The organism is Pseudomonas sp. 18-147 (assembly GCF_051048045.1).
In the GTDB taxonomy this organism is placed as follows: domain Bacteria; phylum Pseudomonadota; class Gammaproteobacteria; order Pseudomonadales; family Pseudomonadaceae; genus Pseudomonas; species Pseudomonas aeruginosa.
The window spans coordinates 929,512-943,399 of sequence record NZ_CP182296.1 but is presented as its reverse complement, the minus strand read 5'-3'; the positions used below and the strand labels follow the sequence as shown (position 1 = coordinate 943,399).

At 68.8% G+C, this 13,888-nt stretch carries 12 protein-coding genes; 8 read left to right on the top strand and 4 right to left on the bottom strand.

Annotated elements, in window-relative coordinates:
- The first annotated feature begins 244 nt into the window (after nucleotides 1-244).
- The 6 genes from ACM0M4_RS04515 to ACM0M4_RS04490 are packed head-to-tail and all read left to right on the top strand — an operon-like array spanning nucleotide 245 to nucleotide 6,345.
- A complete protein-coding gene (locus ACM0M4_RS04515; RefSeq protein WP_003104791.1) occupies nucleotides 245-1,045 on the top strand; it encodes an SDR family NAD(P)-dependent oxidoreductase in 801 nt (266 codons plus the stop codon).
- A complete protein-coding gene (locus ACM0M4_RS04510) occupies nucleotides 1,042-2,082 on the top strand; it encodes an ATP-NAD kinase family protein (RefSeq protein WP_031756875.1) in 1,041 nt (346 codons plus the stop codon). The genes ACM0M4_RS04515 and ACM0M4_RS04510 overlap by 4 nt, the downstream gene beginning before the upstream one ends.
- A 22-nt stretch (nucleotides 2,083-2,104) precedes the next feature.
- Entirely contained in the window at nucleotides 2,105-3,079 is a 975-nt protein-coding gene (locus ACM0M4_RS04505; RefSeq protein WP_003093507.1) for a thiamine pyrophosphate-dependent dehydrogenase E1 component subunit alpha, read from the top strand.
- Nucleotides 3,080-3,111: 32 nt separating this feature from the next.
- Nucleotides 3,112-4,131, top strand: coding sequence for an alpha-ketoacid dehydrogenase subunit beta (locus tag ACM0M4_RS04500; RefSeq protein WP_003104786.1), 1,020 nt, complete (start codon nucleotides 3,112-3,114; stop codon nucleotides 4,129-4,131).
- Nucleotides 4,128-5,240 carry an acetoin dehydrogenase dihydrolipoyllysine-residue acetyltransferase subunit gene (locus tag ACM0M4_RS04495; protein ID WP_003093511.1) on the top strand — a complete coding sequence of 371 codons (1,113 nt, stop codon included), beginning with the start codon at nucleotides 4,128-4,130 and terminating at the stop codon, nucleotides 5,238-5,240. Before ACM0M4_RS04500 ends, ACM0M4_RS04495 begins: the two co-directional genes overlap by 4 nt.
- Nucleotides 5,241-5,283: 43 nt before the next feature.
- Complete coding sequence (locus ACM0M4_RS04490) at nucleotides 5,284-6,345, top strand: 2,3-butanediol dehydrogenase (RefSeq protein WP_003104781.1); 1,062 nt, start codon at nucleotides 5,284-5,286, stop codon at nucleotides 6,343-6,345.
- Between the two features lie 83 nt (nucleotides 6,346-6,428).
- Here ACM0M4_RS04490 and ACM0M4_RS04485 read toward each other — a convergent pair whose 3' ends face one another.
- The 3 genes from ACM0M4_RS04485 to ACM0M4_RS04475 form a co-directional block, all read right to left on the bottom strand.
- The gene (locus ACM0M4_RS04485) at nucleotides 6,429-7,097 is read right to left on the bottom strand and encodes a TIGR04211 family SH3 domain-containing protein (RefSeq protein ID WP_003104779.1); all 669 of its coding nucleotides are present in this window, start codon (nucleotides 7,095-7,097) and stop codon (nucleotides 6,429-6,431) included.
- A gap of 436 nt (nucleotides 7,098-7,533) precedes the next feature.
- Nucleotides 7,534-8,841 (bottom strand): NtaA/DmoA family FMN-dependent monooxygenase, encoded by a 1,308-nt coding sequence (locus ACM0M4_RS04480; RefSeq protein WP_003118183.1) that lies wholly within the window; start codon nucleotides 8,839-8,841, stop codon nucleotides 7,534-7,536.
- A gap of 67 nt (nucleotides 8,842-8,908) precedes the next feature.
- Nucleotides 8,909-10,993 (bottom strand): TonB-dependent receptor, encoded by a 2,085-nt coding sequence (locus tag ACM0M4_RS04475; RefSeq protein ID WP_003118182.1) that lies wholly within the window; start codon nucleotides 10,991-10,993, stop codon nucleotides 8,909-8,911.
- Between the two features lie 255 nt (nucleotides 10,994-11,248).
- Between ACM0M4_RS04475 and ACM0M4_RS04470 the strand changes: the two genes are divergently transcribed.
- Nucleotides 11,249-12,037 carry an IclR family transcriptional regulator gene (locus ACM0M4_RS04470; protein WP_003119004.1) on the top strand — a complete coding sequence of 263 codons (789 nt, stop codon included), beginning with the start codon at nucleotides 11,249-11,251 and terminating at the stop codon, nucleotides 12,035-12,037.
- Nucleotides 12,038-12,043: 6 nt separating this feature from the next.
- Here the strand turns inward: ACM0M4_RS04470 and ACM0M4_RS04465 are convergent, their stop codons facing one another.
- Nucleotides 12,044-12,841, bottom strand: a complete 798-nt coding sequence (locus ACM0M4_RS04465; protein WP_003093530.1) for an ABC transporter ATP-binding protein — start codon at nucleotides 12,839-12,841, stop codon at nucleotides 12,044-12,046.
- A gap of 126 nt (nucleotides 12,842-12,967) precedes the next feature.
- On the opposite strand from ACM0M4_RS04465, the gene fepB reads away from it, so the two are divergent.
- Nucleotides 12,968-13,873 carry a Fe2+-enterobactin ABC transporter substrate-binding protein gene (gene fepB / locus ACM0M4_RS04460; protein ID WP_054375914.1) on the top strand — a complete coding sequence of 302 codons (906 nt, stop codon included), beginning with the start codon at nucleotides 12,968-12,970 and terminating at the stop codon, nucleotides 13,871-13,873.
- The last annotated feature ends 15 nt before the right edge of the window (nucleotides 13,874-13,888 follow it).

Genomic DNA, 13,888 nt, shown 5'->3' with positions numbered 1-13,888 from the left:
GACGACTGAGACGGAGCGTCTCAGCGTCTCGCCGGGAACCCGTGCGCGATGACATGGGTTGTCTCGCCGGACGTCGCCCCGGCGGTCGCCGGCCTTCCCATGCCGGCGCTCTACGACGGGACTTCCGGCCGCCACGCCGCAACCTGGCATCGGCCTTGCTCCAGCCACGGCGACGGCAGGGCGGACTGTCCGCTCCTCCCAACGCCCTGCCGCATACACCTACAAGAACAATCAGAGGTGAAGCATGCACGCTACGTCGTCCGACGATTTCTCCCTGTCTTCCCGGGTCGCGCTGGTGACCGGCGCCGGACGCGGCATCGGCCGGGGCATCGCCCTCGCCCTGGCGCGCGCCGGCGCCGACGTGGCGGTGGCCGACCTCGATCCGCAGGTCGCCGAGGAAACCGCCGCCGCGATCCGCAGCCTCGGTCGCCGCAGCCTGGCCCTTGGGGTCGACGTCAGCGACGGCGACAGCGTCCGGGCGATGGTCGAGCGGGTCGCCACGGAGTTCGGCCGGCTCGACGTGGCGGTGAACAATGCCGGGGTGATCAGCATCCGCAAGGTCGCCGAACTCAGCCTCGCCGACTGGGACCGGGTGATGAACGTCAACGCCCGCGGCGTGTTCCTCTGCTGCCAGGCCGAACTGCCGCTGATGCAGGCGCAGCGCTGGGGGCGGATCGTCAACCTGTCATCGATCGCCGGCAAGGTCGGTCTCCCCGACCTCGCCCACTACTGTGCCTCGAAGTTTGCCGTGATCGGTTTCAGCAATGCCCTGGCCAAGGAGGTCGCGCGCGACGGGGTGACGGTCAACGCGCTCTGCCCGGGAATCGTCGGCACCGGAATGTGGCGCGGCGAGGACGGCTTGTCGGGCCGCTGGCGGCAGGCCGGCGAAAGCGAGGCGCAGTCCTGGGAACGCCACCAGGCCAGCCTGCTGCCCCAGGGCGAGGCGCAGACCGTCGAAGACATGGGCCAGCTCGTCGTCTACCTGGCCTGCGCGCCGCACGTCACCGGCCAGGCCATCGCCGTCGACGGCGGATTCTCGCTATGACCCCGCCCTCGCCGATCGTCGGCATCATCGCCAACCCGGCCTCCGGTCGCGACCTGCGTCGCCTCACCGCCCATGCCGGGCTGCACTCCAGCACCGACAAGGCATCGGTGGTGCAACGCCTGCTCGCCGCCTTCGGCGCCACCGGCATCCGCCATGCGTTGCTGCCGCCGGACATGACCGGCATCGCCGCCGCCGTGCTCCGGGCCAGCCAGACCCGCCAGGCCCGCGACGGCCACTGGCCGTTCCTGGAGTTCCTCGACATGCCGCTGCGCCAGAGCGTCGAGGATACCCGCCTGGCGGCGCGGCGCATGGTCGAGCGCGGCGTGGCGCTGATCGCCGTGCTCGGCGGCGACGGCACGCACAAGGCAGTGGCCGCCGAGGTCGGCGACGTCCCCCTGCTGGCGCTGTCCACCGGGACCAACAACGCCTTCCCGGAGCTGCGCGAAGCCACCGGCGCGGGGCTCGCCGGCGGCCTCTGCGCCAGCAACCGGGTGCCGCCGGAGATCGGCCTGCGACGCAACAAGCGCCTGCTGGTGCGCGAGCCGCGCCGCGGGCTCTGCGAGTGGGCGCTGGTGGACGTCGCGGTGTCGCCGCAGCCGTTCATCGGCGCCCGCGCCATCAGTCGCGCCGAAGACCTCGCCGAAGTCTTCGTCAGCTTCGCCGAACCCCACGCCATCGGCCTTTCGGCGCTTTGCGGACTGTGGTCGCCGGTGAGCCGCGAGGAGCCCCACGGCGCCTGGATGCGCCTGCATCCGGACGCCCGCGAGAGCCTGCTGGTGCCGCTGGCGCCGGGCCTGCTGGTGGGCTGCGGGGTCTCTGCCGCCGGCTACCTGCAACCCGGCGTGGCCCACGCACCGAGCCTGTCCAGCGGGACCCTGGCGCTGGACGGAGAGCGCGAGATCGAGTTCAGCGTCACCGACCGCCCGAGCATCACCCTCGACCCTTCCGGCCCGTTCAGCGTCGATGTGCCGGCCACCCTCGCCTACGCCGCCCGCCATCGCCTGCTGGCCGGCCAGCGAACCCCGATGACCCCGTGAAGACAACCTGGAGAACAACAAGATGTCCACTCTGAGCACCGACCAACTGCTCCATGCCTACCGCGTGATGCGCACCATCCGCGCCTTCGAGGAACGCCTGCACGTCGAGTTCGCCACGGGCGAGATACCCGGCTTCGTCCACCTCTACGCCGGCGAGGAAGCCTCCGCCGCCGGCGTGATGGCGCACCTGCGCGACGACGACTGCATCGCCTCCACCCATCGCGGCCACGGCCACTGCATCGCCAAGGGCGTAGACGTGCACGGCATGATGGCGGAAATCTATGGCAAGAAGACCGGGGTCTGCCAGGGCAAGGGCGGCTCCATGCATATCGCCGACCTGGAGAAAGGCATGCTCGGCGCCAACGGAATCGTCGGCGCCGGCGCGCCGCTGGCCGCCGGCGCCGCGCTGGCGGCCAAGCTGAAAGGCAGCGATGCGGTGGCGGTGGCCTTCTTCGGCGATGGCGGCTCCAACGAAGGCGCGGTGTTCGAGGCGATGAACCTGGCCGCGGTGTGGAACCTGCCGTGCCTGTTCGTCGCCGAGAACAACGGCTATGCCGAGGCCACCGCGGCCAACTGGTCGGTGGCCTGCGACCACATCGCCGACCGCGCCGCCGGTTTCGGCATGCCCGGGGTGACCGTCGACGGCTTCGACTTCTTCGCCGTCCACGAGGCTGCCGGCGCCGCCATCGAGCGCGCCCGCGCCGGCGAGGGGCCGTCGCTGATCGAAGTCAAGCTGACCCGCTACTACGGACACTTCGAGGGCGACGCACAGACCTACCGCGATCCCGACGAAGTAAAGCACTACCGGGAAACCCGCGACTGCCTCAAGCAGTTCCGCGAACGCACCTGCCACGCCGGCCTGCTCTCCGCCAGCGACCTGGACGCCATCGACGCCGAGGTCGAGGCGCGCATCGAGGATGCCGTGCAGCGCGCGAAGAACGATCCCAAGCCGGAGCCGGACGACCTGCTGCGCGACGTCTACGTGTCCTATCCCTGAGCCGCCCGAAAACAAGAACGAGGAGAACCATCATGGCGAGAAAGATCAGCTACCAGCAGGCCATCAACGAGGCGCTGGCCCAGGAAATGCGCCGCGACCCGAGCGTCTTCATCATGGGCGAAGACAATGCCGGCGGCGCCGGCGCGCCCGGCGAGGACGACGCCTGGGGCGGCGTGCTGGGGGTCACCAAGGGCCTCTACCACCAGTTCCCCGGCCGCGTGCTGGATACCCCGTTGTCAGAGATCGGCTATGTCGGCGCCGCGGTCGGCGCCGCCACCCGCGGCATGCGCCCGGTGTGCGAACTGATGTTCGTCGACTTCGCCGGTTGCTGCCTGGACCAGATCCTCAACCAGGCCGCCAAGTTCCGCTACATGTTCGGCGGCAAGGCGGTCACCCCGCTGGTGATCCGTACCATGGTCGGCGCCGGCCTGCGCGCCGCCGCCCAGCATTCGCAGATGCTCACTTCGCTATGGACCCACATCCCCGGCCTCAAGGTGGTCTGCCCGTCGTCGCCCTACGACGCCAAGGGCCTGCTGGTCCAGGCGATCCGCGACAACGACCCGGTGATCTTCTGCGAGCACAAGCTGCTCTATTCGATGCAGGGCGAGGTACCCGAGGAGCTGTACAGCGTACCCTTCGGCGAGGCGAACTTCCTCCGCGACGGCGACGACGTCACCCTGGTGACCTACGGCCGCATGGTCCACCTGGCGCTGGACGCCGCCGCCAGCCTGGCGCGCCAGGGCATCTCCTGCGAAGTACTGGACCTGCGCAGCACCAGCCCGCTGGACGAGGACAGCATTCTCGAAAGCGTGGAAAAGACCGGCCGCCTGGTGGTGGTCGACGAAGCCAACCCACGCTGCTCGATGGCCACCGACATCGCCGCGCTGGTCGCCGAACGGGCCTTCTCCGCGCTGCGCGCGCCGATCCGCCGGGTCACCGCGCCCCATACGCCGGTGCCTTTCTCCGACGCCCTGGAAGACCTCTACATCCCCGACGCGGCGAAGATCGAGGCAGCCGTGCGCCAGGCCCTGGAAGGGAGGGACGCGGCATGAGCCGGATCCATACACTGACCATGCCCAAGTGGGGCCTGTCGATGACCGAGGGTCGGGTGGACGCCTGGCTCAAGGAAGAGGGCGCGCATATCGAGAAAGGCGACGAGGTGCTCGACGTGGAGACCGACAAGATCTCCAGCAGCGTCGAGGCGCCCTTCTCGGGCGTGCTGCGGCGCAAGGTGGCGCGCGAGGACGAGACCCTGGCGGTCGGCGCGCTGCTCGGCGTGGTGGTCGAGGGCGAGGCGAGCGACGAGGAGATCGACGCACTGGTGCAACGCTTCCAGGCCGAATTCGTACCCGCCGACGAGGACGCTGGGGATAGCGGACCGGCACCGCGGAAAGTCGAGCTGGACGGGCGCCTCCTGCGCTATTTCGACCGCGGCGAGGGCGATCCGGCGCTACTGCTGATCCACGGTTTCGGTGGCGACCTGAACAACTGGTTGTTCAACCACGAGGCGCTGGCCGCCGAGCGGCGGGTGATCGCTCTAGACCTGCCGGGCCACGGCGAGTCCGGCAAGGCCCTGGTGCGCGGCGACCTCGATGAACTCAGCGGCAGCGTGCTGGCCCTGCTCGACCACCTCGACCTGGAACAGGTACACCTGGCCGGTCACTCCATGGGGGGAGCGGTGGCGCTGAACTGCGCGCGCCTGGCGCCGCAGCGGGTGCTGTCGCTGAGCCTGATCGGCAGCGCCGGCCTCGGCGAGGAGATCAACGGCGACTACCTGCGCGGCTTCGTCGAGGCGGCCAACCGCAACGCGTTGAAGCCGCAACTGGTGCAGTTGTTCTCCGACCCCGCGCTGGTCACCCGGCAGATGCTCGAGGACATGCTCCGCTACAAGCGCCTGGAAGGCGTCGATGCGGCCCTGCGCCAGTTGCTGGACAACCTGTTCGCCGACGGTCGCCAGCGCAACGACCTGCGTGCCGTGGCGAGCGAGGGCCGCCAGCCGGTCCTGGCGATCTGGGGCAGCGATGACGCGATCATCCCGGCGCGGCATGCCGAGGGCCTGCCAGCCCAGGTGGAGATCATTCCCGGACAGGCGCACATGGTGCAGATGGAAGCCGCCGAGCAGGTCAACCGCCTGCTGCTCGACTTCCTCCGCCAGCATTGAGGAGACGACCGACATGAACAGTTCCCCGCAAGCCAACGCGGCGATGCGCGCCGCCGTCTGGCACGGCCGCCACGATATCCGCGTGGAAGACGTGCCGCTCCCGGCCGAGCCGCCGCCCGGCTGGGTGCAGATCCGCGTGCACTGGTGCGGCATCTGCGGCTCCGACCTGCACGAATACCTGGCCGGCCCGGTATTCATCCCCGTGGAGGCGCCGCACCCGCTCACCGGCCTCAAGGATCAATGCATCCTCGGCCACGAGTTCAGCGGCGAAATCGTCCGCCTCGGCAACGGCGTGACCGGCTTCGCCGTCGGCCAGGCGGTCGCCGCAGACGCCTGCCAGCATTGCGGCACCTGCTACTACTGCCGGCATGGGCTGTACAACATCTGCGAGAACCTGGCCTTCACCGGGCTGATGAACAACGGCGCCTTCGCCGAATACGTCAACGTACCGGCCAACCTGCTCTACGCCCTGCCGGCCGGATTTCCCAGCGAGGCCGGCGCGCTGATCGAGCCGCTGGCGGTGGGCATGCACGCGGTGAAGAAGGCCGGCAGCCTGCTCGGGCAGAACGTGGTAGTGGTCGGCGCCGGCACCATCGGCCTGAGCACCATCATGTGCGCGCGCGCCGCCGGCGCGGCACAGGTGATCGCCCTGGAGATGTCCTCGGCGCGCAAGGCCAAGGCCCTGGAGGTCGGCGCCAGCCAGGTGCTCGACCCCTCGCGGTGCGACGCCCTAGGCGAAATCCGCGCCCTCACCGGCGGGCTTGGCGCCGACGTCAGCTTCGAATGCATCGGCAACAAGCACACCGCCAAGCTGGCCATCGATGCCATCCGCAAGGCCGGCAAATGCGTGCTTGTGGGAATCTTCGAGGAGCCCAGTGAATTCAATTTCTTCGAGCTGGTTTCCACCGAGAAGCAGTTGCTCGGGGCCCTCGCCTACAACGGCGAGTTCGCCGACGTGATCGCCTTCATAGCCGACGGCCGCCTCGACATCGCACCGCTGGTGACCGGTCGCATCGGCCTGGAAGAAATCGTCGAGCGCGGTTTCGAAGAGTTGGTGAACAACAAGGAGCACAACGTGAAGATCATCGTCTCGCCGGGCGGCTGACGCTTCAGCCCTTGTCGCGCTTGCGACACAGCCCCGCGGCCGGCGGGGCTTGCTTTACGAAACGCAGAGACGCGGGCGGAGGCTCAGAACCACTTGTCGTTGCGCTTGCGCCGCACCCTCAGCAGCGACGGCAGGATCAGCCCGGCGAACAGGCCGGCGCCGGCGATGCTGCCGCCGTAGACCATGTAGCGCATCAGCACCTGCTTGTTCTCGTCGCCCAGTTGCGCCTGCACCGCACGCAGGTCGGAGCGGGCCTTGCCGAGCTCGGCGTCCAGGTTGCTGCGCGCCGCCTGCAATTCGTCGATCAACTTCTTGCGCGTGTCGAGGGTTTCCTGCATGCCCTGCACGCGGGTCTTCCAGGTGTCGTTGATGCCGTCCAGCTCGGCGGTCAGGGCGGCCACCTTCTGTTCCAGTTGCGGCAGGCGCTCGGCCTGGCCGGGAACCTCCTGCAAGTCGCGGCTGGGAATCCACACGGTGCTGCCGTTCTCGCCGCGCACCTGGCTGTAGTTGCCCTGGGTGCCAAGCAGCTCGACCTTCTGCCCGGAGGTGAGGGTGCCGACGATGCGATAGCCATCGGTGGGGCCGCTGCGCACGAAAGTGGTCAGGCTGTCGCTCACCCAGCGCGCGTTGCCGGTCGCCTCCTCGGCCTGCGCCGGGGCGCCGGCCGCCAGCAGGCCGCCGAGCAGGCAGGCTCCGATGACGCGGTTCTGGAACGGGGAAAGAGCGGCGGGGATGCGACGGGATAGGGACATGGCAATCTTCACATGGCGAGAGAACGAAACCCGCAAAGGGGAGCGAAAAAGCCGGCCAGTCGAATTGTTATGGACAAGCGCGCGACCGGGGCGGGGCTACCGCATGGCCAAGGGCCATGCGCCCGGCCCGGTTGGGCCGACGGCTGACAGACAGCGCTCGGGGCGATTGAGTTCACTCGTTTCCGCAGGAATGGATGGATGGTTGTAACAGCAGAATGCCAGGCCTGCCGACGGCCAGCGCTGCCCAGGCTGCGACCTGTCCGGATGATCCCCGGGGTACGACGGTATCTACGCCAAGGCAGAGGCTCCCTCGCCTGTACCACGCCCCACCGGTCGGATGGCGTGCTGCGATACAGCGGGCCCGTCAGGCGGCCAACCGCAGGCGGTCACTCGCTCGCCATCGCCGCCAGGACGCGGCCGTCGCCGGCCCTTTCCATCATTCCTCTGCCAGGTGCCCGGCGAAGGTAGTGGCGCTGTAGCGCTCGCGGAACAGCCCCTTCTCCACCAGGCGCGGCACCACCTGTTCGAGGAACAGCCGCAGCGAGCCGACCGAGCCTCCCGGCGCGGCGATGAAACCGTCCATGGCGCCGGCGGCGGCCCAGTCGACGATCTGCTCGACGGCATCGTCCACCGTACCGATGACCTGCCAGTGCGCCGCGGAAACCACCTCGGGGCGCAGCAGCAACTGGTCCAGGCGTAACGTCTCGCGCTCGATCAGGCGCCGCAGCAGGTCAGTGTGGGTGCGGCTGCCGGGGTTGGCCACCGGCGGCGGCAGGTCGGCCGCGGAAATCGGCCGGTCCAGCGGCCAGTCGCTGAGGTCGAGGCCGAGCATCTGCCTGATCGTGGCGAACTTGCGCGTGCGGTCCAGGCGCGCGTGGGTCTGCATGAAGATTTCCCGCGCCTCCTCGCGGCTCTCCGCCAGGTACAGGCTGAAGCCCGGCAGCAGGCGCACGTCGCGCGGCGAGCGACCGTGGCGTTCGGCGCGGCGGGAAAGGTCGCGGCGCAGTTCCAGGGCAGCCTCCTTGTCCGGGGTCGGCGCGAACACCAGGTCGGCCACCGAGGCGGCGAAGTCGCGCCCGCTCTCGGAGGCGCCGGCCTGCACCAGGGGAATCCGCGCCTCGCCGAAGGCCGGCAGGTTGAGCGGTCCCTTGACCTTGAGGAATTCGCCGTCGTGGTCGACCGGGTGCACCCGGGAAACGTCGGCGTAGCGGCCGCTCTCGCGGTCGACCAGGAGTGCCTCGCGGGGGAAGCTGTCCCACAGGTCGTGCACCAGCCGGGTGAACTCGGCGGCGCGCGCGTAGCGCTGCTCCGCATCGGGCATCGCGTCCAGGCCGAAGTTCTCGTGGCCCTGCAGCGCGGTGACGATGTTCCAGCCGGCGCGGCCGTTGCTGATCCAGTGCAGCGATTGCAGCTGCCGGGCCACCACGTAGGGCGGATAGAACGTGGTGGAGACCGTCGACACCAGGCCGATCCGCGAGGTTTCGCGGGCGACCGCGGCAAGCAGTACGGTGGGATCCAGGCTGGCGAAGCCGGAGCCGGTCTCCAGCACGTCCAGTGGCAGGCTGCTGACGTCCGGGCGAAACACGAAGTCGAGGTGGGCGGCTTCGGAGCGCCTGGCGATGTCGACGGCGAAATCGCTGCCGAAGATGCCTTCGATATTGCTGTCGGGGCGCCGCCAGGCATCGCCGCTGAGCCAGGTGGGGGCCAGCGACATGCCGATGTGCAGGCGTTTCGGGGTACTCATCGTGCCAATCTCCTGTATGGGCTCTGGGGCTGGGCCGGCCCTGCGCGGGGCCGGCTTCTCGGGGCGCCTAGAAGGTGCCCTTGATGCCGATGCCGAGGGTCCGCGGCTGCGTCATGCTCGCCTCGATGCCGCCGATCCCCCGGTTTTCCTGCATGTAGGTGGGCGAGCGGTCGTCGAACACGTTCTTCACGTAGCCATAGAGCTGCACCTGGTCGTTGAAGCGGTAGCTGGCGCGGGCGTCGGTGAGGGTGTAGGCCTTGATCGAGTAGGCCTTGGTGTTGGCGGTGTCCGAGTAGTAGCCGTCCAGGTAGCGCACCTGGGCGTTCAGGTTGAGGCGCTCGGTGACGTCCCAGCTCGGTCCGAAGCTGAGGGTATAGCCCGGCGAGCGGGCGAACTCGTTGTGCTCGTAGCCGGTATTGCCGGACATCTCGTCGATCCGGGTGCGTAGCACGCCGGCGCTGGCCTTCAGCCGCAGGTCGTCGCGCAGGCGATAGTCGAGGTCCAGCTCCATGCCGTAGGCGTGGGCCTTCTCGGCGTTGATGGTGTACGACTGCGCCACCCCCGGCGAAACCACCACCGGGATGTTGTACTGGGCGTCCTTGAAATCCATGAAGAACAGGTTGCCGTTCAGCACCAGGCGGCCGTCGAGCAGGCTGGCGCGGGTGAACAGTTCGTAGTTCCAGATGGTTTCTTCCTTGAAGTAGGCCCAGTTGCGGGTGGTCAGGTTGAGCGACACGCCGCCGGGGTTGTAGCCGCGGCTGACCAGGCCGCCGACGGTCCAGTCCGGGGTCGCGGCGAAGGCCAGGGAGACTTTCGGCAGGAAGGCCGAGAAGGTCTTCTGGTAGTCCAGCGGACGCGGCGCCAGCACCGAGTTGCCGCTGCGCTCGATGCGATCCTCCTGGTAGCGCAGGCCGGTGGTCAGGGTCCAGCGGTCGCTCAGGCGGTAGTTCAGCTCGCCGAACACACCGAGGTTCTTCTTCGTGTCGTCGAAGGCCGACAGCCCGCGCAGGTGCAGTGTCTCGTCGGTGCGGGTGCGGGCGTAGTAGACCCCGCCCATGCCACTGATCCGGTCCTCCTGCTCGCCGAAGCTGACCCGCGATTCGTTGGAGGCGTTCTTCTGGCGGATGTCGGCGTCGCCCTCGCCGCCCGCGCCGGTGGTGCGGTGCACCGAGGACAGCGAGTACTGCGCCTGGTTGAACAGGCGGATGCCGTTGTCGAGGTCATAGGCGACGTCGAGGATGCTGGTGTTGGTGTCCTGCTCCCAGCTGGGCATGGTGGTCGAGCGATGGTCGAGCTTGTCGAACGGGCGGGTCGCCGCTTCCTGGGTCGGACGGTTGCTGTCGTTGTGGGAGAAGGTGAACTTGCTCTCCAGGCCCGGAATTCCGCTGGGCAGCCAGAGCAGCTTGGCGCGCGCGTTGAGGGCGCGGAAGTCCTGGTCGGTGCCGCTGTCCTGGAACTTCGGGTTGTCGTAGTCGATGAAGGTGTCGCGGCCCGCGTAGTCCACCGCCAGGCGCCCGGCGAAGTCCTGCGCCAGCGGGCCGGACACTGCGATCGAGCTGCGCCGCGAATGGTAGCTGCCGATCTCCGCCTGGTAGGCAGCCTCGGGGCTGAAGGTCGGGTCCTTGGTGTTGACGATGATCGCCCCGGCGATGGCGTTGGCGCCCTGGGAGGTGGTCTGCGGGCCGCGGAACACCTCGATGCTGTCGACGTCCCAGACCGAGGTCGCGCCGAAGAACATCTCGTTGTAGTTCAGGTAGTGGCCATCGAGGTTGATCGTCGCCCGCGGCACTGTGCCGCCCCAGAACACGTTCTGCCCGTTGTTCGGGCCCTGGGTGTCCTGGCCGCGGATGATCGGCGCGCCCACCGAGTCGGTGTAGACCACGTTGGGACTGCCATTGATCACCTCGGCGACCGAGGCGTTGCCGGTCTGCTTGCGGTCGATGTCGCGGGCGCTGGTGAGCGATACCGAGGACGCCGTGTCCTTCAGCGAGCGTTCACGTTTCTCGCCGGTCACGACCAGCGCCTCGAGGGCGGCGGGTTCGTCCTCGGCGGGCGGGTTTTCCCGGGCCAGTGCCGATGGCGAGGCGAGCAGGGTGGACAGCGTGACGACGCCGATTCCCCGGTTGAGCGTGCGGTGCGTGCGGGCGTTCAAGGATCTTCTCCAAATGGGAATGACTCTCTTTTACATTCAGGCTATCACGCCACCAGAACATTCCTCAATGGGGAATAGATTCCTCATTGCGAAATATGAAATCTCCTACACCCGTCCCTTCCGCGGCGCCCCACCGCCCCGGGGAATCGGTATCATGGGCGCCGCCCGCGCCACCGCAGCGCGGACCGAAGCCTATGGATCAACCGTGGTGAGGAGACCGAGCCGTTGAATACTTCGCAGCCCCCGGCGGACGAGATGCCGGACGCCCCGGGCGAAAAGCGCTCCGGCACCATCCAGTCGGTGTCCATCGCCGCGCGCTTCCTGAAGACCCTGGCCAACGCCGAAGGCGAGCTGGCCCTCGGCGAAGTGGCCCGGCGCACCGGCACCGGCGGCTCCACCGCGCACCGCTACCTGCAGAGCCTGGTGAAGGAAGGCCTGGCCCGCCAGGACCCGCTCAGCGGTCTCTACGACCTCGGGCCGGCGGCGCTGAGCATCGGCATAGGCGCGCTGAAGCGGATCGACGCGGTGGATATCGCCGCCCGCCACATGAAGGCCCTGGCCCAACGGCATGCCGCCAGCGGCGGGGTGGCGATCTGGACCGAGCGCGGCCCGACCCTGGTGCGCTGGTACCGCAGCGCCTATTTCTCGATCAACCCGCTGGCCCTGGGCGATATCCTGCCCATCGACAATACCGCTTGCGGCCTGGTGTTCCAGGCCTTCCTGCCGAAGGCCGTGGTCGACGCCGCGCGCAAGCAGCAACCGGCGCACTTCCGCGGCAGCCCGCCGAGCCGCGCGCTGCTCGACGAGGTGCGTGAGCGCTGCTGGGCCGAACTGACCAGCCACCTGCTGTCGAATGTCACCGGCCAGGCGGCGCCGGTGTTCGACGCCCAGCAGGAGATCGTCTGCGCCATGACCACGGTGACCGATCTCGGCCAGTTGCAGTCGGCGGAAGACCGCGACGCGCTGTTCCACGAGGCGCTGCAGGTCAACCAGTCCACCGGTGGCCTGGTACTCCACCCCGGCATGCGGCCGCCGCCGCGCTGAGCCACCTCAGCCCGGCGCGTCGGCGGCGATCCCGCGCGGCACCAGCAGCGGCGTGCCGCTGACCGGGTCGGCGATGATCAACGAGCGCAAGCCGAACACCTCCTCCACCAGACGCTCGGTGAAGATATGCGCCGGCGCGCCCTCGGCGAGGATCGCGCCGTCACGCATGGCGATCAGGTGCGAGGCGTAGCGGCAGGCCTGGTTGAGGTCGTGCAGCACGGCGACGATGGTGCGCCCCTGGCGATTCAGCTCGGCGAGCAGTTCGAGCAATTCGATCTGGTGGACGATATCCAGGTAGGTGGTTGGCTCGTCGAGCAGCAGCAACGGGGTTTCCTGCGCCAGCACCATGGCGATCCACACGCGTTGCCGCTGGCCGCCGGAGAGCGCATCGAGCGGTCGCTCGGCCAGGCCGTCGACCCGCGTGGCGCGTAACGCCGCCGCTACCGCGCGCTCATCCGCCGGCGACCACTGGCGCAGGAACGACTGGTGCGGATAGCGCCCGCGCGCCACCAGCTCGGCCACCGTGATGCCATCCGGCGCCAGCGCGCTCTGCGGCAGCAGGCCGAGACGCCGCGCCACTTCCCGTCCCGGCAGGCTGTGGATATCCCTGCCGTCCAGCACCACCCGGCCCTCGGCCGGCGCCAACAGGCGCGACAATGCCGCCAGCAGGGTCGACTTGCCGCAGGCGTTGGGCCCGACGATCACACTGAACGAACCCTCGGGGATGGCCAGCGAGAGATTCCGCGAAACGGTCCGCGCGTCGCGGCGCAAGGTCACGGCGTCCGCGTGCAGGCGATGGGTCATGGGAGGTTCCTGGATAAGAATGGCTCGAATATGTGGAATCGATTCTACATTATGGAATAGACTGTATGAGAAGCATTATCATATGAATCCGTCCGCCCGGCGTCCCCTACAGCGAAAACAGCCTTCATGCCGACCCGCCGCCGCTCCGCCCTGCCGTTACTCGCCCTCGCCCTGAGCCTGTTCGCCACCCTCGCCGCGGCCGGGGAGCCGAAGCCGGCGCGGATCGTCTCCACCACCCCGAGCGTCACCGGCATCCTGCTGGCGATGGACGCACCGCTGGTGGCCAGCGCCGCCACCACGCCAAGTCGCCTGACCGACGCCAAGGGCTTCTTCTCGCAATGGGCGAAGGTCGCCGACCAACGTGGCGTCGAGGTGCTCTACCGCAACCTGCGCTTCGACATCGAAGCGGTGATCGCCCAGGATCCGGACCTGCTGGTCGCCTCCGCCACCGGCGCCGACAGCGCCGCGCCATACCGTGCGGAGCTGGAGGCGCAGGGCGTACCGACGCTGGTGGTCGACTACTCGAAACACAGCTGGCAGGAACTGGCTACCGAGCTGGGCCGGCACACCGGCCTGGAACGCCAGGCGCAGGCCGCCATCCAGCGCTTCGACGCCTACACCGCCGAAGTCGCCGCGGCCATCGCGCCGCAGCAGGGCCCGGTCAGCGTGGTCGGCTACAACATCGCCGGCAGCTATTCCATCGGCCGCCAGGCCAGCCCCCAGGCACGCCTGCTCGAGGCCCTCGGCTTCCAGGTGGCGGAACTGCCGGAGGCGCTGGCGGGCAAGGTGACGCGCGCCTCGGACTTCCAGTTCATCTCGCGGGAAAACCTGCCCGCCGCCATCGCCGGCGACAGCGTGTTCCTGCTCGGCGCCAGCGACGACGACGTGCAGGCGTTCCTCGCCGACCCGGTACTGGCCAACCTGTCGGCGGTCCGCGAAAAGCGCGTGTACGCCCTGGGCCCCAGTTCCTTCCGCATCGACTACTACTCGGGACGGCAGATGATCGACAACGTCGCCCGCCATTTCCGCTGAGCCATGCGCCCGTTC

What these genes read in the sequence shown, in the direction of transcription:
- ACM0M4_RS04515 (WP_003104791.1), top strand. Translation starts at nt 245, where the DNA reads ATGCACGCTACGTCGTCCGACGATTTCTCCCTGTCTTCCCGGGTCGCG.
- ACM0M4_RS04510 (WP_031756875.1), top strand. Translation starts at nt 1,042, where the DNA reads ATGACCCCGCCCTCGCCGATCGTCGGCATCATCGCCAACCCGGCCTCC.
- ACM0M4_RS04505 (WP_003093507.1), top strand. Translation starts at nt 2,105, where the DNA reads ATGTCCACTCTGAGCACCGACCAACTGCTCCATGCCTACCGCGTGATG.
- ACM0M4_RS04500 (WP_003104786.1), top strand. Translation starts at nt 3,112, where the DNA reads ATGGCGAGAAAGATCAGCTACCAGCAGGCCATCAACGAGGCGCTGGCC.
- ACM0M4_RS04495 (WP_003093511.1), top strand. Translation starts at nt 4,128, where the DNA reads ATGAGCCGGATCCATACACTGACCATGCCCAAGTGGGGCCTGTCGATG.
- ACM0M4_RS04490 (WP_003104781.1), top strand. Translation starts at nt 5,284, where the DNA reads ATGCGCGCCGCCGTCTGGCACGGCCGCCACGATATCCGCGTGGAAGAC.
- ACM0M4_RS04485 (WP_003104779.1), bottom strand. Translation starts at nt 7,097, where the DNA reads ATGTCCCTATCCCGTCGCATCCCCGCCGCTCTTTCCCCGTTCCAGAAC.
- ACM0M4_RS04480 (WP_003118183.1), bottom strand. Translation starts at nt 8,841, where the DNA reads ATGAGTACCCCGAAACGCCTGCACATCGGCATGTCGCTGGCCCCCACC.
- ACM0M4_RS04470 (WP_003119004.1), top strand. Translation starts at nt 11,249, where the DNA reads ATGCCGGACGCCCCGGGCGAAAAGCGCTCCGGCACCATCCAGTCGGTG.
- ACM0M4_RS04465 (WP_003093530.1), bottom strand. Translation starts at nt 12,841, where the DNA reads ATGACCCATCGCCTGCACGCGGACGCCGTGACCTTGCGCCGCGACGCG.
- fepB (WP_054375914.1), top strand. Translation starts at nt 12,968, where the DNA reads ATGCCGACCCGCCGCCGCTCCGCCCTGCCGTTACTCGCCCTCGCCCTG.